Here is a 23,518-nt window from a genome sequence, read left to right as displayed (position 1 = left end):
GGCAATCACGCGGTCAGCTTGTCATCCCGAAAATCCCGCAGGGCCTGTTCGATTTCTTCCCGGCTGTTCATCACGAACGGGCCGTATTGCACGATCGGCTCGCCCAGCGGCTTGCCAGCGATCAGCAACACGCGGGCGCCCGCCTGGGTGTTCAGCTGAATCTCACCATCTTCCGACAATCGCGCGAGACAGCTCGTACCCAACTTCTGTGGCTGCCCTGCGATCTCGACTTCACCTTCGTACACGTACAGCAGCACGCGATGGCCGTCGGGGACCCGCGGGCTGATGAGGCTGCCGGCAGGCATGTGGAAATCGAAATATTGCGGCTCGGTGTCCGGACGCTGCACGGCGCCTGCCTGGGACGTGTGGCCGTCGTCGAACTGGCCGGCGATGACCACGACCTCGACGCCGTTCTGCGTGGTGATGCGCGGAATGCGCTCGGGCTGAATGTCGTCGTAACCGGCGTCGCCCATCTTCGATTTCGCCGGCAGGTTGAGCCACAGCTGGAAGCCGCGCATGGCGCCTTTCTCCTGCTCGGGCATTTCGCTGTGAATCACGCCGCGCGCAGCGGTCATCCACTGCACGCCGCCGCCTTGCAGCAAGCCGACGTTGCCCATGTGGTCTTCATGGCGCATGCGACCTTCGAGCATGTAGGTCACGGTTTCAAAGCCGCGATGGGGATGGGGCGGAAAGCCGGCGATGTACTCGTCGGGGTTCTCGGAGCCGAACTCGTCGAGCATCAGGAACGGGTCGAAGGCTTCGATGCCGGGCCCGCCGAACACACGGGTCAGCTTGACGCCGGCACCGTCGGACGTCGGTTGGCCGGCCTGGATCGACAGCACTTTACGAAATGGGGGCATGGGGCTCACTCCGGCAAAAGGGGAATGGCGCCTATGGTAGGCCTGTTGAGGCGATGGATGGGTGACGTTTTTGCGGGGGAATGATCGGGTTTGGCGATGGGTCTGGGGCTTGTTCCGGATACTGTCGGGGAGCCTCTTCATCCGGACGCCGTAAGGTCGAGCAGCAAACACTGTCCATGTGGGAGTGACCGGGGTGGCGCTCCACCTTGCTCGCGAAGAGGTGTGGGCGGCCGCTAGATCTCCAGCGGCCGGACCGCGCACTTGTAGGACTGGCTTTAGCCGGGAAGACGCCGGCATTAACACCACGAATGTGATGGCGTGCCGACGGGCCTCTTCCCGGCTGAAGCCGGTCCTACAGGTTTTGCTGCCAGCAGTGCCGGCAGTTTTCAGATCACGTTACTCGGACACCTGCAGCTTGCGGGCTTCGGTGTACACGTAACGCACTTTCTCGTACTCGAACGGCGAGTCCATCTGACCGTAGCGGAAGCTGGTCGTGTAGCGACGGTCGATGGCGCGCAGCAGGTACAGCTCAGGGTGGTCTTCGCTGACCTGGGCGACGTTGAGGAAGTTGATCTGCGATTCAGCGGTGAAGTCGAAGACCAGGCCGCCGGTATCACGCAGGTTCGATGGACCGAGGATCGGCAGCACCAGGTACGGGCCGGCCGGTACGCCATAGAAACCCAGGGTCTGACCGAAGTCTTCGCTTTGTTTCTTCAGGCCCATCAAGGTCGCCGGGTCCCACAGCCCGGCAATGCCCAGGGTGGTGTTGACGATCAGGCGGCCGGTGGTTTCCATCGAACGCTTGCCCTTGAACTGCAGCAGGCTGTTCAGCAGGTTCGGCACATCGCCCAGGTTGCCGAAGAAGTTGCTGACGCCGGTACGCACGAAGCTCGGTGTTATGTATTTGTAGCCGTTGACCACCGGCAGGAACACCCACTCATCGAAGCGATAGTTGAAGTGGTAAACGCGGCGGTTCCAGGATTCCAGCGGGTCGTAGACATTCAGCGCGTTCAGCGACGAGCGCTCGAACTCCTGAGCATCCAGACCCGGATTGAATTTCAGCGACTTCAACGGCTCGGTGAACCCGTCCGGGTTATCGATGCGTTGGACCGGGGCTGCCTGGGAAACGATCGGCGCGTCGGCCGCGTGGACGGCGCCAGCGCAGAGGAGGGCGGCGATAAGCAATAGACGTTTAGCCACGGAAAAACTCCAGCATGGCGTCGCTGTTGACGCGATAGTTCATGTTGCCGCAGTGACCGCCGTAAGGGTAAACGGTCAGGCGATCGCCAAAAGTCTTGCGCAGGAAACCGAGGTCGCCCGGGCCGAGGATCACGTCGTCGGCGTTGTGCATCACCGCGATCTTCTTGCTGCTCGCCAGGTAATCCTTCAGCGCGTACAGGCTGACCTGATCAACCAGTTGCAGCAGGCTGCCGCCGTCGGTACGGGCACGCCACATCGGGATGACCTGCTCGGTCACGTAGCAATCGAAATCGCATTGCAGCGCGCGCTTGAGGAACGGCGTCAGGCTGGTGCCTTCACTGATCGGGGTCTTCGGCGGAGTAATCAGACCGCGACGGTTGATCAGGTCGGAGGTGAACGCGATGTCGGCAGCGGAGAAACGGAACGAGGTGCCGATCAGCATGGCCATCTGTTCATTGGACAGGTGCTGCTTGGACTGCTGGAAGTCATACAGCAGCGCATCGTTCAGGTCGATATAGCCTTTTTCACGGAAGTAACGGGTCAGCTTCTGCAGCACCAGTTCATAGAAGGTGGTGCTGTTGGTGATGCCTTTAACGTCGGTCTGCACCATCTTGTCGAGGTTGGTGATCGAGGTGTAGAGGTTCACCGGCGGGTTGATCAGCAGCACTTTCTTGAAATTGAAGCTGCGGCGGGTTTCGTCGAGTTTGCTGACGAAGGCCGCATCCAGCGCGCCGAGGCTGTAACCGGTCAGGTAATACTCGGTGACCTGCAGTTTCGACTGTTGGGCGCGAACGGCCTGCATGACGCGGTACAAGTCTTCGGCGTCTTCCTTGGTCACGCCAGGGGTGGCGAAGCGCGAGGCGGCGCTCATGAAGTCATAACTGGTCGGCGACGAAAGCTGTACGACGTTGTAACCCGCGCCGTAATAAAGCTTCTTCAGGTATTCATTCAGGGTGCTGTTATACGGCGCGCCGGTGCCGGCGATCAGGAAGATCAGCGGCGCAGGGTGGTCTTGTTTGGCGAGGCGGTAACGCAGTTTCTTCACGGCCCAGAAGTTGTCCGGCAGTGTGAACTCACGCTCCGGGCGCATGGTGAGGCTGTAATCGTCCTGATCGATGTCGGCGTCTTCAGGCACCTTGGCACGCAAATCCGGTGGGGTCGTGGCGATGGTCGCTTCGAACGGATTGGTCAAGGGGAAGCCATAGCTGGACGGATCGATATCGACCGCCATCACGGACGCACTCAAAAACAGGCCGCCTGATAAGGCGGCGAGGCGCAGAAAACGAAGCATGACTGAATCCCTTGGGAATGATGTGCTGTTGAAATACGCAGGCTATGACACGGGTGTAGTGCCAAAGTGCCGTGACGGCAAGCGACTCTCGCATGACCCTCTTCGACGATACAGGTTATGGCACTTCTGACCTGTCCGCTCGTGCTTTTTCTTGCCCGTATGGTTTTGCCCGTGCCGCTGCGGCTATGCTGCGGGCCGTTGGTTATTTTCTGGAGTGTGTCGTGTCCCGTCGTCTGCCGTTGGTGGTGCTGTTTTTCGTTCTGGCGCTGTGGCTCGCCGTCAGTTACGGCTTGCGTTACGGCCTGATGGAAGACGTGCAGTGGGTAGGAATCTGCGCGGACGAGGCGTCGAAATGGCAGTGCCAGTTGCGCTCCAACCTGGGCCTGTGGATTCACTTCGGTGTGTTCGGGTGGGGCGCGCTGATCACATCGCTGATCGCGTTCTTTATTCCGCGTCAGGTTGGTCGAGCGCTTGCAGTCCTTGGCTTGCTGCTGGGGATATTGGCGCTGGTGCTGTACACGGCCAGCTTAGCGGTGTTCGCGGTGGTGATTGGCGGATTGCGGCTGGTGCGCGATCAACGTGCTTAACGTCACAGCGGGCGTGGCTTCAAAAGCCAAACGGCAGACAGCATAAAGGGGAGCCGAGGCTCCCCTTTAAATCGTTGCACGTGCTCTTTCTTATTGTTGTAGGGCGGTCTGTTGTTGTTATTGGCAACCGGTCCCTCTACAGCGTCTTCGGTGATCCCCATACGGGATACAAGAGCAAACGTATTTTTTTGAGCGCTGACCTGCTTTGATTCCTCTTCTGCGAGAGGTGATCCAACCCGTTCTGGCCGCTACCTGAGGGTAGTTTTATTATTCTCGGTCGGGCTGCGAGGCCGGGGCCTCGGTAAAGCGTTTCTACTCCAAAAAAATCTGTTGGCTGCGTCTCTGTGCCGTTGTTCTTGTTATGTCAGAGCCGATTCATCTTATTTTTATTGGGTTTTCACATTTTGTTCTTGTTGTGCAGGAGATATAGCAGGGTGCGTGCCAACTTTTGCAATACCTTTTAAATCAAGGACTTGGAGATTCCGATCAGCTGGCACCCCTCCTGAGTAACGGATTTTTGTTTCCGTGTTACCCGCCTTCGAACCTTTCAGTCCCTCGGCGGTAACACAATGTATCCGTGCCAACGCACACTCGGTTACACAGCATTGGCTACACAGCGTCAACAGTGCTCTGCTGCGCAGTGCTCCGCGCGTTTACAGGTGCGCCAATGCGCACGCTGCGCCACATGGCCAGCGCCATCAGCAGGCTCACGGCCGCCCACGCCCAGGCCTGGGGATTGCTCAAGCCTTCGCGAAACAGCTGCGGCACGATGCCGGCGCCGACGATGAACATCAGCAGACCGATCTCCCGGCGCGGTGCCGCCACCGGGCGGATCAGGTAGACCAGCGCTGGCAGCCACAACGTTGCCGTCGCGAAGCTGCGATAGCGCGGGTCAAAGACCATCGCCAGCATCATCACCGCCGCGGCGAACCCGCTGGCGTACAACCACCACCCGGCCCGAGCCTCCAGCCACACGAACACGCGCTCGCGCCAGCCTGCGCGGGCTGATAACGCCAGCGCGGCGTGGGCGAGGACCAGCAGATTCAGCACCACCAGAGCCACTGCCCACAGGTATTCACCGGCGAAGCGGCTGGTCACTCGGGCCAGTTCACCCCAGGTGCCGATGCAGCAACCGGCGAACGCTGCCAGCAATGGCAGCATCAGCGCGCTGCGTGCTTGACTGACACGACCCGCCCACGCCAGCGCCATCAGGGCGATCGCGCCACTGACCGTCAGCCAGGATGGCCACAGCGGCAGGTTCGACACCGGTCCGGCCAGCACGCCTTTGTCCTGGCGATCCGCATCGAACAGGCCCCAATAACCGCCTACCGCGCCTTCGGACTGGCGCTTCCACGGCTGGTCGAACGCCTCGATCAGGTTGTAATGCCAACCGTGTTGCTCGGCCATCGCGACAAAACTGCGAATGAACTTGGCTTCGTTGACTCGGCTGGGCAGCGCGGTTTCACGCTGACGGCCTTCGCTGGGCCAGCCGGTCTCGCCGATGAGAATGTCCTTGGGCGCGAATTGCTTGCCGAACGTTTCACGGATCTGCGCGACGTGGGCCAGGGCCTTGTCGATGCCGGTGGGATCGTCTTCCCAGTACGGCAGCAGATGGATCGTCAGGAAATCCACAGCCGGGGCGACTTCCGGGTATTGCAGCCAGTATTCCCAAACATCTGCATAGGTGACCGGTTGCTTGACCTGCGCCTTCACCTGACGAATCAGCGTGGCCAATTGAGCGCCGGTGACTTCCTTGCGCAACAGGCTCTCGTTACCGACGATCACCGCCGTCACCACATCCGGGTGGGTATTCGCGGCCGTCACCAGTGCCTTGATTTCCTTGGCGGTGTCGACCGGGTTGCCGTTGACCCAGGCACCGAGCATCAGCTTGAGGCCGTACTTGCGAGCGATGTCGGGAATCGCCTCCATGCCGGTCATTGAATAGGTGCGCACGCAGTCGAAGCGCGTCGCCAGCAGCGCCAGGTCAGCGTCCATCCGCGCGGGGCGCAGGGTGAAGGGCTGGTCGAATGGGGACTGGTCTTTGTCGAACGGCGTGTAGGACGCGCATTGGAGTTTGTGGGTCGGCGTGGCGGCGTCCGGCAGAATCACCGGCTTGCCCAGCCAGTACCAGTAGCCGCACAGGCCAAGCAGGGCAATCACACAGGAGAACAGATAAAGGACGACAGGCGAGCGGGAGGTTGCGGACATGATGGGGCCGAAGTGGGGCGAAGGTAGGCATAGTAGCAAGATGATGCACTTACACACCTCATCCTCTCGGCGCTTTTGCAAACCATGCAATTTTCGGACGGTTTCATAGCTTCTTTACGACCTGGCTGTCGTTGATGGCCCGGTGATGTCGTTTACCGGGTGGCTGGGTGTCGCTGGCAGGAAAGGCACGAGGTGTATGGGAGTTGATGATCAATCGTCCACGCAGCGATTGCGTCTGCGCAGGCACGTGGTGGAAGCGTGAAACGCGTGGCTTGCCCCGAACCAGGGCGCAAGTGCGACGTTATAAGAACGTTAACGACGCCCGACCGCTGTCGGGCTCTGGACTACCGGGGAAGTGAAAATGACGATGCGAAAAATCCTGGGTGTCGGTGCCGCGCTGGCACTGGCCATCAGTTCCACGCTGGCCCATGCCGACGCCAAACCCGAGCTGAGCATCGGTTACGTCGATGGCTGGTCCGACAGTGTTGCCACCACCAACGTCGCCGCTGAGGTGATCAAGCAGAAACTGGGTTATCCGGTGAAGTTGCAGGCCGTTGCCGCCGGGATCATGTGGCAGGGCGTCGCGACCGGAAAGCTGGACATGATCCTGTCTGCCTGGCTGCCCGTCACCCACGGCGAGTACTGGACCAAGAACAAGGACAAGGTCACCGACTACGGCCCCAACTTCAAAGACGCGAAAATCGGCCTGATCGTGCCCGAGTACGTGAAAGCCAGCTCGGTGGCGGACCTCAAGACCGACGAATCCTTCAAGAAGAAAATCGTCGGCATCGATGCCGGTTCAGGCGTCATGATCAAGACCGATCAGGCGATCAAGGATTACGGCCTCGACGGTTACAAGCTGCAGGCCAGTTCCGGCGCCGGCATGATCGCCGAGCTGACCCGCGCTGAGAACAAGAAAGAATCCATTGCCGTGACCGGCTGGGTACCGCACTGGATGTTCGCGAAATGGAAGCTCAAATTCCTGGAAGACCCGAAGGGCGTTTATGGTGCGGCTGAAACCGTCGACAACATCGGTAGCCTGGATCTGGCGAAAAAGGCCCCTGACGTTGCGGATTTCCTGAAGAAATTCCAGTGGGCCAACAAGGATGAAATCGGCGAAGTCATGCTCGCCATCCAGGACGGCGCCAAGCCTGAAGCGGCGGCCAAGGACTGGGTCGCGAAGCACCCGGATCGCGTGAAAGAGTGGACCGGTAAGTAATCCGTCACAAAGATTTAACGTCTTACCGAACCGCCTGGCGAGCCATCGTCAGGCGGTTTTTTGTTGCCGCAACCTTAAGTTTCGATCTGCCTCGGGCGAAAGAGGCAATTCTTCGAACATCAACTAATGTCGTTCTAATACTAAGGTCGTCTGGAGTGCATCGCAGAGCGGACTAAAGTGCAAACCGTGACATCCATCTGTGCTGCGAGGACAAAAACAATGAACGACAGCATTTACCTCTCAATTCAGAACAGCCCGCGCTTCAAGGAGCTGGTCTCGAAAAGGGAACGATTCGCCTGGATTCTCTCGGCAATCATGCTTGGGCTCTATGCCGCATTCATCCTTCTGATTGCGTATGGGCCTCAGATTCTCGGCGCCAAAATCAGCGCCACATCAACCATCACCTGGGGAATGCCGATCGGCGTCGGGCTGATTGTGTCCGCGTTCGTTCTGACCGCCATCTACGTTCGCCGCGCAAACGGTGAATTCGATGACCTGAACAACGCCATCCTGAAGGAGGCGCAGCAATGATCCGGCGCTTGCTTGCGGCCTTCGGCCTTGCCGCTTTCGCACCGACACTCTGGGCAGCCGACGCGCTGACCGGTGCGGTACAGAAGCAACCGTTGAACGTGTCGGCGATCGTCATGTTTGTGGTCTTCGTCGGGTTCACGCTTTACATCACGTACTGGGCGTCGAAAAAGAACAAGACAGCGTCGGACTATTACTCGGCAGGCGGCAAGATCACCGGTTTCCAGAACGGTCTGGCCATTGCCGGTGATTACATGTCGGCGGCGTCTTTCCTGGGGATTTCCGCGCTGGTCTACACCTCCGGCTACGACGGTCTGATCTACTCCATCGGCTTCCTCGTGGGCTGGCCGATCATCCTGTTCCTGATCGCCGAGCGCCTGCGTAACCTGGGCAAGTACACCTTCGCTGACGTGGCGTCCTATCGCCTCAAGCAGAAGGAAATCCGTACCTTGTCCGCCTGCGGTTCGCTGGTGGTGGTGGCGTTCTACCTGATCGCGCAGATGGTCGGCGCCGGCAAGCTGATCCAGCTGCTGTTCGGCCTGGACTATGCGGTAGCGGTGGTGCTCGTCGGTATTCTGATGTGCCTGTACGTGCTGTTCGGTGGCATGCTGGCGACCACATGGGTACAGATCATCAAGGCGGTGATGCTGCTCTCCGGTGCGTCGTTCATGGCGTTGATGGTGATGAAGCACGTCAACTTCGACTTCAACGTGCTGTTCTCCGAGGCTGTGAAGGTTCACCCGAAAGGTGAGGCGATCATGAGCCCGGGCGGTCTGGTGAAAGATCCGATCTCGGCGTTTTCGCTGGGTCTGGCGCTGATGTTCGGCACCGCGGGCCTGCCACACATTCTGATGCGCTTTTTCACTGTGAGTGATGCGAAGGAAGCCCGTAAGTCTGTGCTCTACGCGACCGGTTTCATCGGCTACTTCTACATCCTGACCTTCATCATCGGTTTTGGCGCGATCCTCTTGGTCAGCACCAATCCGGCGTTCAAGGACGCGGCAGGCGCGCTGCTCGGTGGCAATAACATGGCGGCGGTTCACCTGGCCGATGCGGTCGGTGGCAGTCTGTTCCTGGGCTTCATCTCGGCGGTGGCGTTCGCGACCATCCTGGCGGTGGTGGCGGGTCTGACATTGGCCGGTGCTTCGGCGGTGTCCCACGACTTGTATGCCAGTGTGATCAAGGCGGGCAAGGCCAACGAGAAAGACGAGATCCGTGTGTCGAAGTACACCACGGTGGCGTTGGCGGTCGTGGCCATCCTGTTGGGTATCGCGTTCGAAAGTCAGAACATTGCGTTCATGGTGGGTCTGGCGTTCTCGATTGCAGCGAGCTGTAACTTCCCGGTGTTGTTGCTTTCGATGTACTGGAAGAACCTGACCACGCGCGGCGCGATGATTGGCGGCTGGATGGGCTTGATCAGTGCGGTGGTGTTGATGATTCTGGGCCCAACGATTTGGGTGCAGATTCTGCATCACGAGAAGGCGATTTTCCCGTACGAGTATCCGGCGTTGTTTTCGATTGCGATTGCGTTTGTCGGGATCTGGTTTTTCTCTATTACGGATAAGTCGAAGGCGGCGGAAGGTGAGCGTGCGTTGTTCTTCCCGCAGTTTGTGCGTTCGCAGACGGGCCTGGGTGCCAGCGGTGCGGTGTCGCATTGAGCTGATGTAGTGCTGTTATGGAAACGCCCCGATTATTCGGGGCGTTTTTGTTTTAAAGGCGCTTAAGATCAAGAGCGTCTGCCTGGGGGCAGACTGTTTCGCCTTCGGCGAGTTACTTTTAAAAAGCACTAAAAGTAACCAAAAGTGCCTGCTCTCGGTTGGGCCCGACTTCGTCGGGTTCCTTCACTCCGGTCTCGCTCGGTGGGCCCGCGCCGAACGGGCATCCATGCCCTGACGGCGCTCTCGCGGCATCCATGCCGCTCGGCCCACTGCGCGAGACCTGCGTTCAGCCTGCACCCAAGTCGCGTTTGGCGGTGACTGGGCTTTTTGTGCATGAAGATCAAAAGCGCTGCGCAGATCAAGAGCTTCCCGGCTGAAGCCGGTCCTACAGGGGGGGAGCGCCGCTGGCCTCACTAACTGCACGCGCTGCTGTTGTAGGACCGGCTTTAGCCGGGAAGGGGCCAGTTCAGGCGCGGGTAAATCTGAGGCAGATGTCATTTTTGCGTTCGGTGCTTAAAAAGATTGAACCGCTTTCAAGCCGCTTCGCCTAATGATCAGCGTGTGGAGATTCCCACAGGCCTTGTGCTAATACCGGCACTCTTTGAGAGGTGGTTAACGTGGCTAAAGACGACAAGAAAACCAAAGGCGAAGCTTCGAAAGCCAGCAAGGACTTGAAAGACAAAAAGTCCTCACCAGAAAAGAAATCAGCGGCGGCATCGGCGCTTTCGAAGTCTTCCGAAAAGAAAGACACCAAGAAAGACACCAAGAAAGCAGCTGAGCCAAAGAAAGCTTCAAAGAAAGCTGATAGCAAGCCAGAGAAAGCCAAGAAATCAGACAAGGCAGAAAAGGCTGACAAGCCTGCAAAAAAGAAAAAGTGATGCCCGCTATCTGCTAGGGCGTTACGCCCTAGCTTCCCCAGAGCGTCCTGTTCGATTGTTGTAAATCTTCCCTCCCGCTGATCTCCTCAACGCCCAGTCGCAGCCGCAGCCGCTGATGGGTGAACGCACGTTTAGAAATTACGGTGTTCAAACCGGCCCCTTCCCGGCTAAAGCCGGTCCTACTCATAAACACCGCATACGCCGGGTACACCGGGTACACCGGATACCGCCTATACCCGTAGACCGGCTTTAGCCGGGAAGCTCTTGATCTGCTTTTGATCTTCAAACGCAAAAAGCCCGGTCACCGCTAATCGCGACCTTGGTGCAGGCTGAACGCAGGTCTCGCGCAGTGGGTCGAGCGGCATGGATGCCGCGAGAGCGCCGTCAGGACATGGATGTACGTTCGGCGCGGGCCCACGGAGCGGGACCGGAGTGAAGGAACCCTGACGAAGGAAGGGCCCAACCGAGAGCAGGCACTTTTGGTTACTTTTAGTGCTTTTTAAAAGTAACTCGCCGAAGGCGAAACAGTTCTGCTCCAGCAGAACCGCTTCCATAAGCCCATAAAAAAACCGCGCCTAAGCGCGGTTCTTTTTTATGGCAGCTTTAGCAGTTAAATCCTGCCCAGCAACACCAATATCAGCAGGATCACCAGAATCGTACCGATAATGCCCGACGGACCGTAGCCCCAGCTCCGGGAGTGCGGAAATACCGGGAGTCCACCGATCAACAGCAGGATGAGGATGATGATCAGAATTGTGCCGATGCCCATGACGAGTTCCTTCTAGTGTTCTTGGAAGATGGCTATGCAGTTCAACAGGTTGCCACTACGGCGAATCATTGTGCTGCTTGATGAATCCGACTGTCACACTAATCAAAAGGTTCTGGACTGCAGAAATAAAAATTAACACCTCCAGAAAATACCATGGGAATCAAACGCTTGAGTGTGAAGAAGACGTCGTAATCTCTTCAAGCCTTGACTAACAAATGTGCGAAAAGTACCTCGCTTAGTGTGGAACCAAGCAGTAAGTAACGGGTCGCTGGATTCGATGTTAGAGTTCGTCCTGCAAATACTAATCAGCTAAATACACCCAAAAGAGTGATTAGCACTCAAAGCATTCGGTTTGCCTCTCATATTCAGCGATCTGATGAAGGGTTTGTCGGACAATCCTCCTGTTTACACTCTAGCCACTTCTTCGTAATCGACAAGGCGTCTGCTATGCACAATCGCATCATGATTACCGGCGCAGGGTCCGGGCTGGGACGTGAGATCGCGCTGCGCTGGGCGCGCGAAGGTTGGCAGCTGGCGCTGTCGGACATCAGCGACAGCGGCCTTCAGGAAACACTGGGCCTGGTGCGCGAAGCGGGTGGGGACGGTTTCGTTCAGCGCTGTGATGTTCGGGACTACAGCCAGCTCACCGCTTTCGCCCAGGCCTGCGAACAGAAATTCGGTGGCATCGATGTGATCGTCAACAACGCCGGCGTTGCCTCAGGTGGATTCTTTGGCGAACTGTCCCTGGAAGATTGGGACTGGCAGATCGCGATCAACCTGATGGGTGTCGTCAAAGGCTGCAAGGCGTTTTTGCCGCTGCTGGAACAGAGCAAAGGCAAGATCATCAACATCGCCTCCATGGCGGCGTTGATGCAGGGGCCGGCGATGAGCAATTACAACGTGGCCAAAGCCGGCGTGGTGGCGCTGTCTGAGAGCCTGCTGATCGAGCTGCGCCAGCAGGAGATCGGTGTGCATGTGGTGTGTCCATCCTTCTTCCAGACCAACCTGCTGGATTCCTTCCGAGGCCCCACGCCGGCGATGAAAGCCCAGGTCGGCAAGCTGCTGGAGAGTTCGCCCATCAGCGCGAAAGACATCGCCGACTACATCTACCAGCAGGTCGCCAGCGGTGAATTCATGATCCTGCCCCATGAGCAAGGTCGAATGGCCTGGCAGCTCAAACAGAAAAATCCGCAGTTGCTGTACGACGAGATGGCAAACATGGCGGAAAAGATGCGTGCCAAGGCGAAGGCCTGAAGCGGAGTCAGACATTCCCCAGGCTCTTTTCTGATAGGGTTGCCGGCACTTTCCGGCTGCCCTGGACGAGGATGATCGTGCTCAATTACCTCTGGTTTTTTCTTGCCGCGCTGTTCGAAATAGCCGGTTGTTACGCCTTCTGGATGTGGTTGCGTCAAGGCAAGAGCGCACTGTGGGCTCTTCCGGCGCTGATCAGCCTGACGCTGTTCGCCCTGCTGTTGACTCGAATTGAAGCCACGTACGCCGGGCGCGCCTACGCGGCATACGGCGGCATCTACATCATTGCCTCCATTACCTGGCTAGGCGTTATCGAGCGTGTGCGACCCCTCATGTCGGACTGGATCGGCGTTGGCTTATGCGTGATGGGCGCAACCATCATTCTGTTCGGCCCGCGCTGGTCAGCCGCCTGACCTTCCCGGCCGCAGCGAAAAAACTGGCGTCTGCCGGACCTTTCTCTGAGATGCAGCCCGGAAACGGTTGGGCGCGTAGGACGCGTCTGTCAGTCGTGGTCTTGAAGGATTGAGGGACGTTACTGATTTTGCTCTGGCGCATTGAAGCGCAGGGGTCTGAGCGTCAATCTGCTCCCTCGGTTACAGCCAAGGAGTAGGACGTATGCTGGTATTGACGCGGGAAATCGGAGAGACCTTCAACATTGGCGATGACATTACCGTGAAAGTGCTGGGCATCACCGGCAATCAGGTCCGGCTGGGAATCGATGCGCCGCAGCATATTAGGATTCACCGCACAGAGGTGTTCCGAAGAATCGCCTCACGGCTGCAACAACTCGCCAACCGCTCGCCGGGAAGGTAAGTCCCTTTATTCCTCGAAATATTCCTTCGGCACTTCGCGCTTGAGCATCAGCTGACATTGCTGGCTGTCCATGTCGAAGAAAATCACCGCCTGACCTTTGCTTAGCGCATGACGTACCCGTAACACGCGGGTTTCAAGGGGAGTGTCATCCCCGTTGTCAGTACCGTCGCGGGTCACGAAGTCCTCGATCAGGCGCGTCAGGGTGTCGGCTTCGAGTTGGTCGTAAGGGATCAGCATAGGTTTCTCGGCCATCACAAAATATACACGGGGCGGCGATGCTATCGCGCCCCGTGCGGGCAGGCTAGCGCTGCCCCACCAATGTATCCACCGACGGTACACGGGTGTCGCTTTCCATTTGCGCGTCGTGCTCCAGCTGATGGCTGAAATTCTCCAGAGACGCATTGGACGGATGCGCATCGCTGGCGAACACAGGCGGGCTCATGATGTAGGCGGTGAGCAGACGGCTCAGCGTGTTCAAGCTGTCGATGTGTGTACGCTCATAGCCATGGGTCGCGTCGCAACCGAAAGCCAGAAGGGCCGTGCGCGTGTCGTAACCGGCAGTGATCGCCGAGTGCGCGTCGCTGTAGTAATAGCGGAACAGGTCGCGGCGCACGGACAGATCATTTTGCTCGCCCAGGCGCAACAGATGTCGCGACAGATGATAGTCATACGGGCCGCCGGAATCCTGCATCGCCACGCTGACCGCGTGTTCGCTCGAGTGCTGGCCGGGCGCGACAGGCGCGATGTCGATCCCCACGAACTCGCTGACGTCCCACGGCAGACTTCCCGCAGCACCGCTGCCGGTTTCTTCGGTAATGGTGAACAGCGGGTGGCAATCGATCAGGGGCTCGACGCCGCTGTCGACGATGGCTTTGAGGGCTGCGAGCAGAGCGGCGACGCCGGCCTTGTCGTCCAGATGGCGAGCGCTGATGTGGCCGCTGTCGGTGAATTCGGGCAACGGGTCAAACGCCACGAAATCGCCAATGTTAATGCCCACCGATTCGCAGTCCGCGCGCGTGGCGCTGTAAGCGTCCAGGCGCACTTCGACGTGGTCCCAACTGATGGGCATGGTGTCGACGGCCGTGTTGAAGGCGTGCCCGGAAGCCATCAACGGCAGCACGCTGCCGCGAATCACGCCAGTGTCGGTGAATACGCTGACGCGGCTGCCTTCGGCAAAACGGCTCGACCAGCAACCGACCGGTGCCAGGCCCAATCGGCCGTTGTCTTTGACCTCTCGAACGCTGGCGCCGATGGTGTCCAGGTGCGCGGAAACGGCGCGGTCAGGGCTATTCTGTTTGCCTTTCAACGTGGCGCGGATGGTGCCGCGACGGGTCAGTTCGAACGGAATGCCCAGTTCTTCAAGGCGCTCGGCGACGTAGCGCACGATGGTGTCGGTAAAGCCGGTAGGGCTCGGGATGGCGAGCATTTCCAGCAGGACTTTCTGCAGGTAATTCAGATCCGGTTCAAGGAGGGTTGCAGTCGTCATAGGGACCTCTTTGTGTGGCGCAAATTAACCTGATAGCGGAGTTCGCGGTACCGGTCTGGCGGCGACGCATTCGTCGTCATGCCAGACCGATTGCGGGCACGCGCACTGCTACAGGGATTTCGCCTTAGCCATGAGCAGGCTGGCTATGGGGAAACAACAGATCGACGAAGCGTTCGGCCGTCGGTTGTGGCTCATGATTGGCTAGGCCGCAGCGCTCGTTCGCTTCGATAAACACATACTCCGGCTGATCAGCTGCAGGGACCATAAGGTCCAGGCCGACCACCGGAATGTCGAGAGCGCGTGCGGCTCGTACGGCGGCGTCCTTCAGTACCGGGTGAAGAATCGCGGTGACGTCTTCCAGGCAGCCGCCGGTGTGCAGGTTCGCGGTACGGCGCACGGCCAGCCGCTGATCGGCCGGTAACACACTGTCAAAGCTGAAACCCGCTTCTTCAACGGTGCGATGGGTTTCGTCGTCTACCGGAATCTTGCTCTCGCCGCCCGTGGCTGCGGACCGACGACGGCTTTGCGCTTCGATCAACTGACCTACGGTGTGACGGCCATCGCCAATGATCTCGGCAGGACGGCGGATGGCCGCAGCCACCACCTCAAAACCGATCACGACGATGCGCAGGTCCAGGCCTTCATGGAAGCTCTCAAGCAGCACGCGGCTGTCGAACTGGCGAGCACGCTCGACCGCCGCCTGGACGTCTTCGATGGTGCGCAGGTCCACCGCCACGCCCTGACCCTGCTCACCGTCGACCGGCTTGACCACGACGCGCTGATGTTCTTCCAGAAACGCCAGGTTGTCGTCACCGTTACCAGCCAATTGCTGCACCGGTACTTCCAGCCCCGCCGCCTTCAGCGTCTTCTGGGTCATGCGCTTGTCCTGGCACAGCGTCATGCTGACGGCGGTGGTCAGGTCGCTCAACGACTCGCGGCAGCGCACGCGGCGACTGCCATGGATCAGCGTGAACAGTCCGGCCTCGGCGTCATCCACCTGCACCTCGATGCCACGACGATGAGCTTCTTCAACGATGATCCGCGCGTAGGGGTTGAAGTCTGCCTGTGGGCCGGGGCCGAGAAACAGCTTTTCGTTGATGCCGTTTTTACGCTTGATGGCGAAGGTCGGCAGATTGCGGAAGCCCAGCTTGGCGTACAGGCTTTTTGCTTGTTCGTTGTCATGCAGCACCGACAGGTCCAGGTACGCCAGGCCCCGGCTCTGGAAGTGCTCGACCAAATGACGCACCAGCACTTCGCCGACGCCAGGCCGTGTGCATTGCGGATCAACCGCCAGGCACCACAGGCTGCAGCCCTTTTCGGGATCGTTGAAAGCCTTTTGGTGATTCAGGCCCATCACGCTGCCGATCACGGCATTAGTGGTCTCGTCTTCAGCAATCCAGTAGACCGGGCCGCCCTGGTGCCGAGGTGTCAGAAGAGCAGGGTCGATGGGTAACATGCCACGGGCGATGTACAGATTGTTGATGGCGGTCCAGTCACCTTCGCTTTGCGCTCTGCGAATCCTGAAACCACGAAACACGCGCTGGGCGGGGCGGTAATCGCTGAACCACAAACGCAAAGTGTCTGATGGGTCGAGAAACAACTGTTGCGGCGATTGCGCCAGCACCTGCTGCGGTGCGGCGACATACAGGGCGATGTCGCGCTCACCCTGTTTTTCGTTGAGCAGCTCCTGCGCCAGGGACGCAGGATCGGGGTAGGTGTGGCCAATCAGCAGCCGTCCCCAGCCGCAATGCAGAGCCAGCGGTTCTGTCTCAGGCGTGCTGCCGTCCTCGGCAAGGCGAGCCTGCAAGCGCTCGTACGATGGCGTCTGGCCGCGTAGCAAACGCTGGTTATGGATCGAAGCGTTGGCTTTCATCGGTCAGAGTCCTTGTTCGCTGAGCCACAGGTTCAGCGCCGCGAGCTGCCACAGCTTGGAGCCGCGCAGTGGCGTCAATTGACCCTGCGGATCGGTGAGCAGTTTGTCGAGCATGACCGGGTTGAACAGGCCACGGTCCTGGCTTGGATCAAGCAGCAGATCGCGGACCCAGTTCAGCGTATTGCCTTCCAGATGCTTGAGTCCCGGCACCGGGAAATAACCTTTCTTGCGATCAATGACTTCCGACGGGATTACCAGGCGAGCGGCTTCCTTAAGCACCTGCTTACCGCCATCCGGCAGTTTGAAACGGCCAGGTACCCGTGCCGACAGCTCGACCAGTCGATAGTCGAGGAACGGGGTGCGTGCTTCGAGGCCCCAGGCCATGGTCATGTTGTCGACGCGCTTGACCGGGTCATCCACCAGCATGACGGTGCTGTCCAGTCGCAGGGCCTTGTCCACCGCCGCATCGGCCCCTGGCATCGCGAAATGCTCGCGCACGAAATCGCCTGCGGCGTCATTCGCGGTCAGCCACTTCGGCGCGACGGTCTCGGCATATTCGGCGTAACTGCGGTCGAAGAACGCATCGCGGTAAGCAGCGTAGGGATCGCTGGCGCCGTCTACTTGCGGGTACCAGTGATAGCCGGCGAACAACTCGTCCGCGCCTTGGCCGCTCTGAACCACTTTGCAGTGCTTGGCCACTTCGCGGGACAGCAGGTAGAAGGCGATGCAGTCATGGCTGACCATCGGCTCGCTCATCGCACGGAAGGCGGCGGGCAGTTGCTCGATGATTTCGCTTTCCTTGATGCGCAGCTGATGGTGGTTGGTGCCGTAGTGTTTGGCGATCAGGTCCGAATACTGGAATTCGTCACCGCGTTCGCCGCCCGCATCCTGGAAACCGATGGAGAAGGTCGACAGATCCTTAACGCCCACTTCACGCAGCAGGCCGACGAGCATGCTTGAGTCAACGCCGCCGGACAGCAGAACGCCGACGTCCACCGCAGCCCGTTGGCGGATGGCAACGGCTTCGCGGGTGCTGTCGAGCACGCGGTCGCGCCAGTCTTCGAGGGTCAGATTGGCTTCGTCCGCGTGCGGGCCATAAGGCAGTGTCCACCAGACCTTCTGCTCGACCTTGCCTTCGGCACTCACGCGCATCCAGGACGCCGGCGGCAGTTTCTCGATACCGGCCACCAACGTGCGTGGCGCAGGCACAACGGCATGGAAATTCAGGTAGTGATTGAGTGCGACCGGGTCGAGCATCGGGCTGATGTCGCCGCCTTTCAGCAAAGCGGGCAGGGCGGAAGCGAAACGCAGGCGCTTGTCGGTGCGCGACAGATACAGCGGCTTGACGCCAAGGCGGTCGCGGGCGATGAACAGGCTTCTGTTGTCGCGCTCCCAGATGGCGAACGCGAACATGCCGTTCAGCTTGGGCAGCATGTCAGCGCCCCAGGCGTGGTAGCCCTTGAGCAGCACTTCGGTGTCGCCGTCGGAGTGGAACTGATAACCAAGGCTCTCAAGCTCGGCACGCAGCTCCGGGAAGTTGTAGATAGCGCCGTTGAAGGCCAGGGACAAACCCAAGTGGCTGTCGATCATCGGCTGCGCCGAACCGTCCGACAGGTCCATGATTTTCAAACGACGGTGGCCCAGGGCAATCGGCCCCTGGCTATGAAACCCCCACGCATCCGGGCCGCGGGCCGCGAGATGATGGGTGATACGTTCTACTGCGGCGAGATCCGCAGGTTGATTGTCAAAGCGTAGTTCGCCAGCTAATCCGCACATCAGTCCTAAACCCTTTATGTTTCGGCGTGTTTGGCGTTACCGGGATTGCGCGGCGGTGAATGCCGGGTTCATTCCGGACATCAGGCGCATGGTTGCGTACGTGTGGCGCGTGGCGTACATCCTGCGCTGTCTAATCCCAAGCTCGCGCAATGCACTCAGCCAGTAACGTTTCGGCCCTGTTTCGGCGCGGATAAGACCCTGACGTGAACCCGCTTCCTTAAAAGGCGAACACTTAATCAGGGCGCGCTGCCGTCAGCGGCCTAGCTTTATCGAGTGCAGGCAGGCGTGGATCGTTCAATAAAAAACATTGCAGGCGAGGGAGGTGTGGCCGGGTTTCTAATCACCGACGACGTTTTTCGTGGGGTGTCGACTCGCTCACAGGTTCAAGAAGCGCTGCCCACGTGATGTCTGGGAAGCGCATATCTCGCCCGACTCAACGCGAGCGGTTGGCGATCCGTAAAGCCGCGGTTTTGATGTACCTCACCGAGTTGGCAAGGTTGCCGGCGTGACTTTCGAGGAGCATGAGGTCCTCTTGTCGACACACGACTTTCTGAGCCTTCAGGTAGATGGCATGACCTTCGAGAAATTGCGACAGAGAGTCAAAGTAAGCCGCCGAATCTTCGAGATCCAGCTGCATATCTTTCAAGCTTAATGTAGACATCGAGGCTCCAGACGCTATTGAAGCAGGCGTCCTGGCCTGACGGGGTTGGAATATCGGGTTCACTGTCCGATTCCTTGTTTATCGGCAGCCGTCAGGAAACTTTAGATGATTCTCAGGGTCGGTCGCGGCGGCGTGTCAGTAGCCCGTCATCTCCAGATACCCCACACCCTCATGGCTACCGTTCAGGGTGACCGGCCCTTCCCAATAGGGGATCTGCAAGTTCATCCATGCCTGCGGGTTGAGCGCTTCGACGGTAATGTCCACGGCCTTCGACGGGATTTTCACCGACCAGCGTGTGGGGATGTCGCGGCCTTCAACGTCAGTGGTGTCTTCCGGTACCAGTTCTATGTCCTTCGCCGCCAGTTGTTCGGTGCTGCCATCGGCGGTGATCCATGTCCCGGTCAGGTACGGTTCACCGTCCCTTTGCCGCATGCGATACAGCATGACTTCGGTGCCATCACCCAGATGCAGCGAGAACCAGTCCCAGCCTGTCTGATTGTCCGTGAGCGGCTGGCTGCTCCACTCCCGGTCCAGCCATGCAGGCCCGGACACCTGATAGGTTTTGCCGTCAATCTCGATGCTGCCGTCCGCCTGAAAAAAAGGCTGGCTGTAGTAGTACGACGCCTGGCCTTGCTCGGACTTCTGACTGAAGCCCTGTGTGCCCTGCAGCACCAATGGCTTCGTGGCTTTCAGGTGCAGGCGATAGTTGAACTGCGGACCGCTGGCCTGCAACTGCATGTCCGCCAGCGGGTTATTGTTGGCAGACTGGCTGGTGAAGGACCAGTCATCGATCCAGGCCGCGAACGGCGCCAGTGTCACGCCGGCCTGCTGCACGCCGCCACGGGCGTAGCGTTCCGCTGCGAAGTGGTCGTCTCGGGACGTCACTGCCGCGTGGCCCATCCACAGGTTGCGGTTACTCCAGCCAGAGCCGTCGCCTTGCAGCCCTTTCGCGCGGGGGAGGGCATTGCGAAACAAGGTCCATTGCACGCCGAACGACTGGCCGTCGGCATCCTTGAGATTGGCGGTGACGTACCACCACTCGATGCGGAAATCATCGTGGGGGCCGTGGTCGTCGGGAAAAGCGAAGTGCCTGCCCGGCATTACCTGTGCGTAGCTTGAAGCGTCGTCGGCAAGGCCGGCGAAGCCTTTCTCTTCCTCGGGTTTGTCATCGCAGCCGCTCAGCAGCGTGATGAGCAGTAGCCCAGCGAAGAGGATCAGGGCCTTAACCTTCATTGGCGAAAGTCCTCAGCAAATCGGCGGGGCGGGTGCGGTACAAACGGTAGAGCGGCCACGCCGAGGCCAGCAGTGTGGCGAGCATCGCCAACAGCGTCAGGCGCAGTAGCTGCATGGGGAACACTTGCAGCGGCAGGCGCCAGCCGAAGGCTTGCACGTTGATCACAGCATCCAGGCACCACGCCAGCAACAGCCCCAGCGGGATCGCCAGCACCAGCGTCAGCACCGCCAGCAACCATGTTTGCGCCAGATTGAGCAGCATCAATTGCCGCCGCGTCACACCCAGCGCCCATAACGGCGCCAGTTGCGCGAGGCGGCTCTGGCTCTGGGTCAGCAAGCTGATGAAAAGGGCGACACCAGCGACCATCAACGTCAGGCTGTTCAACGCGGCGGTGGCGGCGAAGGTGCGTTCGAAAACCTGCTGCGACCAGGCCTTGAGCTGGATCTGATCGACGATGCGGTTGTCGTCGATGGTGAATTTGTTGTGCAGCACCCGCAGCAGCTGCGGGATGGCTTTGGGATCGATGCGCAGATTGAAGCGGTTGGGCGTCAGTTGCGGCCAGTGTTTAAGCAGGTGTTCAGCGTTCACCAGCATGTGGCCCTTGGGGTTGCCGTAGTCGGCGTAAATACCGACAACGCGCAGCGGCCACGGCCCGTCCGGCGCGGGCAGTCTGACTTCATCGCCGACGCTGACGTCCAGACGGCGCGCCAGCTGTTCGCTAAGCATCAGCGTGTCTTCCTGCGCCAGTTGCTTCCACGCATCCCCTCTCGCCGATTCCAGCAGCGGCCAGTGCTGGCGATAGTGCGGATGGTCGATCACGCCATACAGCTCGGCTGGCCAGCCATGCAGTTGCACTGAAACCTGCCAGTTGGGCAGCACCGCTGACGTCAGCGGTTGCTGACTCAGCCACTGCTGCAAAGGTGCGGCCTGGGCCGGATTCTGCGGATTGATATACAGCTCTGCGCTGAGGCGTTGTTCCAGCCAGTGAGTGAATGTCTGGCGGAACCCCGACGTCATGCTGCCCGCGCCGATGTTGGCGGCCATGGCCAGTAACAGGGCCATCAGCGCCAGACTCAGGGCCGGCAGTTGCTGGCGGCAGTCAGCGAGAAACCACTGCCCCAGCACCGAGCGGCTCCTGCCCAACAGTGCGTTGAGCAGCAGATTGAGCAGCACTGGCAGGCCCAGCGCCGCGCTCAGCAGGAGACTCGCCATCAACACGAAGCCCAGCGCCAGGCTATCGCCAAACAGCCCGGCCAATACCGCAATCAGTGCTGAAATCCCGGCGACCCAGCCTTGCCGTCGCAGCCATTTGGCGTGGGTTTCATGCCACGCCTGGGCATTGGCCAGCGCCAGCAAGGGCAGGCGCGCGGCACGCAGCAGGCTGCTGGCGCCTGCGAGAAACGCGCCGAGCAGACTGACGCCCAGACCACTCAACCACCACCAGATGCTCAGGTTCAGATGCCCCGCGACTTCAGCCCCGTACAGCCCGCGCAGACTCGCCGCGACATCGGGCAACAGCGCGCTCGCCAGCCAGTAACCACTGATGACGCCGGCGATGCCACCGAGCAGGGCCAGCACGCCGAGCTCGACCACCAGACTCGCCATCAACCCACGCGCGCTAACCCCGCACGCGCGCAGGTTGCGCAGCAGCCCGCGACGCTGTTCAAGTGCCAGACCAATCGCCGCATGCACGATGAACAGACCGACCACGAACGACAGGAAACCCAACGCGTCGAGGTTCAGGTGGAAGCTTTCGGTCAGCCTGCCCAGATCGTTGTCTTCGCCACTTTTGCGCAGCACCAGCTCGCCATTCAGCTCGGCCGGCAAAGCAGGGGCGTTATCGGCAAAATCCTTGGGCAGCACCAGCCGCGAGATCTGATTCGGCTGATTGAGCAGTTGCTGGGCGAAACCGATGTCCATGAGCAGCACGCCCGGCGCCATGTCGGTTTTCGCACGCATCGGCGGCAGCACCTTGCCGGAGTCGATGACCGGCTGCTGGCCTTCATGCAGGCCGAGGGCCGCGAGGGTCTGCGGTGAAATCCACGTGGTGCCGGGAGGGGTGAAGAAGTCGACGATCTGCTCGGTGTCCAGCGACTGCCCGGCCAGCGCTGTGTTCACCGGCAGCGAGACCGGCTCTATGCCGAGCACCGTCAAACGCTGCTCCGGCGCTTGCTTCAGGGTGACCCGACCGCGCAATGCTGGGGAGACCGGCCAGCCGGCGCGGCGCAGAGTCACGAACAGGTCCTGGGAAAAGTTGGCGCCGTTGGGCGAGACCAGAATTTTTTGCGGCTCGCCGCCGATCATCTGGCTGGCCTTGGCGTAACTTTCACGGGCCTGGCTGTTCAGCGCCTGCACGCCGGTGAGCAGGCTGGTTGCCAGCCACAGGCCCGTGAGCACGCTGAAAAACTGCACGGGATGGCGCCGCCAGTGGCTCAGCAACGCTTTTAACGTCCAGTAGAAGACCGACATCTCAGCGTTCGCCTTCGCTGACCAGCCTACCCAGGTGCAGCACGGCCTGACGCTGCAATCGCGCCGCCACTCTCGGGCTGTGAGTCACCATCAGCAGGCTGGTGGTGCTGTCGGCCAGGAGGTCAAGCAGCAACTGCAGCACTTCATCGCTGGTGGCTTCGTCAAGGTTGCCGGTGGGTTCATCAGCGAGCAGCATGGCTGGGCGCGAGGCGAGTGCCCGGCCAATCGCAACGCGCTGCTGCTGACCGCCGGACAGCTGTTCGGGGTAGCGCTTGAGCAGCGCGCCCAGGCCCAGCCGCTCAGTGAGTTCAGCCTGCCATTCAGGCTGATAACGCCCCGCCAGACGCGCCTGAAATGCCAGGTTGTCTTCGACCTTCAGACTGCCGATGAGGTTGAACTGCTGGAAAACCAGACCGATTTCCGTGCGTCGCCAGTTGGCCAGCTGCGCTTCGTTCATCTGGTCGAGACGCTGCCCGGCGATCTCGATGCTGCCCTTGTCCACGTGGTCCAGACCGGCCACCAGATGCAGCAAGGTGCTTTTGCCACTGCCGGACTCACCCATAAGCGCCAGACTGCCGCCCTTATCAAGCTGCAAATCCGCCCCACGCAAAACGGCCAATGGGCCCTGGGCCGTGGCATAGCTCTTGAACACACCCTGGACTTGCAGCATTGACACTCACCTGATTGGAGGGACGGGTTGCAGGATAACGATATTGATCGGAGCCGATGTAGCTGGCGAGACAGTGGATCTTCCGCA

General features: G+C 59.9%; 21 protein-coding genes. 8 read left to right on the top strand and 13 right to left on the bottom strand.

From position 1 onward, the window contains the following. Positions 1–5: 5 nt before the first annotated feature. The 3 genes from AC0Z8Z_RS10660 to AC0Z8Z_RS10650 all read right to left on the bottom strand — a co-directional run bounded on the left by AC0Z8Z_RS10660 (position 6) and on the right by AC0Z8Z_RS10650 (position 3,351). Positions 6–860: a pirin family protein gene (locus tag AC0Z8Z_RS10660; protein ID WP_485619065.1), complete on the bottom strand. Its 855-nt coding sequence runs from the start codon at positions 858–860 to the stop codon at positions 6–8. A gap of 396 nt (positions 861–1,256) precedes the next feature. Then, entirely contained in the window at positions 1,257–2,060 is an 804-nt protein-coding gene (locus tag AC0Z8Z_RS10655; RefSeq protein ID WP_122537499.1) for an MlaA family lipoprotein, read from the bottom strand. Continuing rightward, a complete protein-coding gene (locus AC0Z8Z_RS10650; protein WP_065986875.1) occupies positions 2,053–3,351 on the bottom strand; it encodes a serine/threonine protein kinase in 1,299 nt (432 codons plus the stop codon). Before AC0Z8Z_RS10650 ends, AC0Z8Z_RS10655 begins: the two co-directional genes overlap by 8 nt. A gap of 221 nt (positions 3,352–3,572) precedes the next feature. Here AC0Z8Z_RS10650 and AC0Z8Z_RS10645 point away from each other — a divergent pair, with 221 nt between their 5' ends. Beyond that, positions 3,573–3,938 (top strand): hypothetical protein, encoded by a 366-nt coding sequence (locus AC0Z8Z_RS10645; protein ID WP_485619063.1) that lies wholly within the window; start codon positions 3,573–3,575, stop codon positions 3,936–3,938. A gap of 609 nt (positions 3,939–4,547) precedes the next feature. Here AC0Z8Z_RS10645 and AC0Z8Z_RS10640 read toward each other — a convergent pair. After that, positions 4,548–6,146, bottom strand: a complete 1,599-nt coding sequence (locus tag AC0Z8Z_RS10640) for a glycoside hydrolase family 17 protein (RefSeq protein ID WP_485619062.1) — start codon at positions 6,144–6,146, stop codon at positions 4,548–4,550. A gap of 361 nt (positions 6,147–6,507) precedes the next feature. Here AC0Z8Z_RS10640 and AC0Z8Z_RS10635 point away from each other — a divergent pair, with 361 nt between their 5' ends. The 4 genes from AC0Z8Z_RS10635 to AC0Z8Z_RS10620 all read left to right on the top strand — a co-directional run bounded on the left by AC0Z8Z_RS10635 (position 6,508) and on the right by AC0Z8Z_RS10620 (position 10,429). Then, positions 6,508–7,365: a glycine betaine ABC transporter substrate-binding protein gene (locus AC0Z8Z_RS10635; RefSeq protein ID WP_485619060.1), complete on the top strand. Its 858-nt coding sequence runs from the start codon at positions 6,508–6,510 to the stop codon at positions 7,363–7,365. Positions 7,366–7,584: 219 nt separating this feature from the next. After that, entirely contained in the window at positions 7,585–7,896 is a 312-nt protein-coding gene (locus tag AC0Z8Z_RS10630) for a DUF485 domain-containing protein (RefSeq protein WP_074890233.1), read from the top strand. Next, on the top strand, positions 7,893–9,551 hold the full coding sequence (locus tag AC0Z8Z_RS10625) for a cation acetate symporter (RefSeq protein ID WP_172611171.1): 1,659 nt from the start codon (positions 7,893–7,895) through the stop codon (positions 9,549–9,551). The genes AC0Z8Z_RS10630 and AC0Z8Z_RS10625 overlap by 4 nt, the downstream gene beginning before the upstream one ends. A 608-nt stretch (positions 9,552–10,159) precedes the next feature. After that, positions 10,160–10,429 (top strand): hypothetical protein, encoded by a 270-nt coding sequence (locus AC0Z8Z_RS10620; protein WP_485619058.1) that lies wholly within the window; start codon positions 10,160–10,162, stop codon positions 10,427–10,429. Positions 10,430–11,039: 610 nt separating this feature from the next. Here the strand turns inward: AC0Z8Z_RS10620 and AC0Z8Z_RS10615 are convergent. Then, the gene (locus AC0Z8Z_RS10615) at positions 11,040–11,198 is read right to left on the bottom strand and encodes a DUF3309 family protein (protein ID WP_092410703.1); all 159 of its coding nucleotides are present in this window, start codon (positions 11,196–11,198) and stop codon (positions 11,040–11,042) included. Positions 11,199–11,645: 447 nt separating this feature from the next. Here AC0Z8Z_RS10615 and AC0Z8Z_RS10610 point away from each other — a divergent pair, with 447 nt between their 5' ends. The 3 genes from AC0Z8Z_RS10610 to csrA all read left to right on the top strand — a co-directional run bounded on the left by AC0Z8Z_RS10610 (position 11,646) and on the right by csrA (position 13,262). After that, complete coding sequence (locus AC0Z8Z_RS10610; protein ID WP_172611177.1) at positions 11,646–12,452, top strand: SDR family oxidoreductase; 807 nt, start codon at positions 11,646–11,648, stop codon at positions 12,450–12,452. 77 nt (positions 12,453–12,529) lie between these two features. Next, positions 12,530–12,862, top strand: coding sequence for a YnfA family protein (locus AC0Z8Z_RS10605; protein WP_172611179.1), 333 nt, complete (start codon positions 12,530–12,532; stop codon positions 12,860–12,862). A gap of 202 nt (positions 12,863–13,064) precedes the next feature. Then, positions 13,065–13,262, top strand: a complete 198-nt coding sequence (gene csrA / locus AC0Z8Z_RS10600; protein ID WP_122537508.1) for a carbon storage regulator CsrA — start codon at positions 13,065–13,067, stop codon at positions 13,260–13,262. 6 nt (positions 13,263–13,268) lie between these two features. On the opposite strand, the gene AC0Z8Z_RS10595 is transcribed toward csrA, so the two are convergent. The 8 genes from AC0Z8Z_RS10595 to AC0Z8Z_RS10560 all read right to left on the bottom strand — a co-directional run bounded on the left by AC0Z8Z_RS10595 (position 13,269) and on the right by AC0Z8Z_RS10560 (position 23,431). Then, positions 13,269–13,499, bottom strand: a complete 231-nt coding sequence (locus AC0Z8Z_RS10595) for a YheU family protein (protein ID WP_122537509.1) — start codon at positions 13,497–13,499, stop codon at positions 13,269–13,271. 64 nt (positions 13,500–13,563) lie between these two features. Continuing rightward, complete coding sequence (locus tag AC0Z8Z_RS10590; RefSeq protein ID WP_485619057.1) at positions 13,564–14,748, bottom strand: osmoprotectant NAGGN system M42 family peptidase; 1,185 nt, start codon at positions 14,746–14,748, stop codon at positions 13,564–13,566. 124 nt (positions 14,749–14,872) lie between these two features. Continuing rightward, positions 14,873–16,621: an N-acetylglutaminylglutamine synthetase gene (ngg, locus tag AC0Z8Z_RS10585; protein WP_485619056.1), complete on the bottom strand. Its 1,749-nt coding sequence runs from the start codon at positions 16,619–16,621 to the stop codon at positions 14,873–14,875. Positions 16,622–16,624: 3 nt separating this feature from the next. Continuing rightward, positions 16,625–18,397, bottom strand: coding sequence for an N-acetylglutaminylglutamine amidotransferase (locus AC0Z8Z_RS10580; protein WP_485619055.1), 1,773 nt, complete (start codon positions 18,395–18,397; stop codon positions 16,625–16,627). A gap of 433 nt (positions 18,398–18,830) precedes the next feature. Next, entirely contained in the window at positions 18,831–19,058 is a 228-nt protein-coding gene (locus tag AC0Z8Z_RS10575; RefSeq protein ID WP_172611188.1) for a hypothetical protein, read from the bottom strand. 135 nt (positions 19,059–19,193) lie between these two features. Further along, a complete protein-coding gene (locus AC0Z8Z_RS10570; protein WP_485619054.1) occupies positions 19,194–20,291 on the bottom strand; it encodes a lipocalin-like domain-containing protein in 1,098 nt (365 codons plus the stop codon). Beyond that, positions 20,281–22,761 carry an ABC transporter permease gene (locus AC0Z8Z_RS10565; RefSeq protein WP_485619053.1) on the bottom strand — a complete coding sequence of 827 codons (2,481 nt, stop codon included), beginning with the start codon at positions 22,759–22,761 and terminating at the stop codon, positions 20,281–20,283. The genes AC0Z8Z_RS10570 and AC0Z8Z_RS10565 overlap by 11 nt, the downstream gene beginning before the upstream one ends. Position 22,762: 1 nt before the next feature. Then, positions 22,763–23,431 (bottom strand): ABC transporter ATP-binding protein, encoded by a 669-nt coding sequence (locus AC0Z8Z_RS10560; RefSeq protein WP_485619052.1) that lies wholly within the window; start codon positions 23,429–23,431, stop codon positions 22,763–22,765. Between the last annotated feature and the right edge of the window lie 87 nt (positions 23,432–23,518).

This window comes from Pseudomonas sp. 1L-C-7-B-C1, assembly GCF_057291635.1.
The sequence above is the reverse complement of the archived record's forward strand: the minus strand, read 5'-3'. Positions and strand labels throughout refer to the sequence as shown.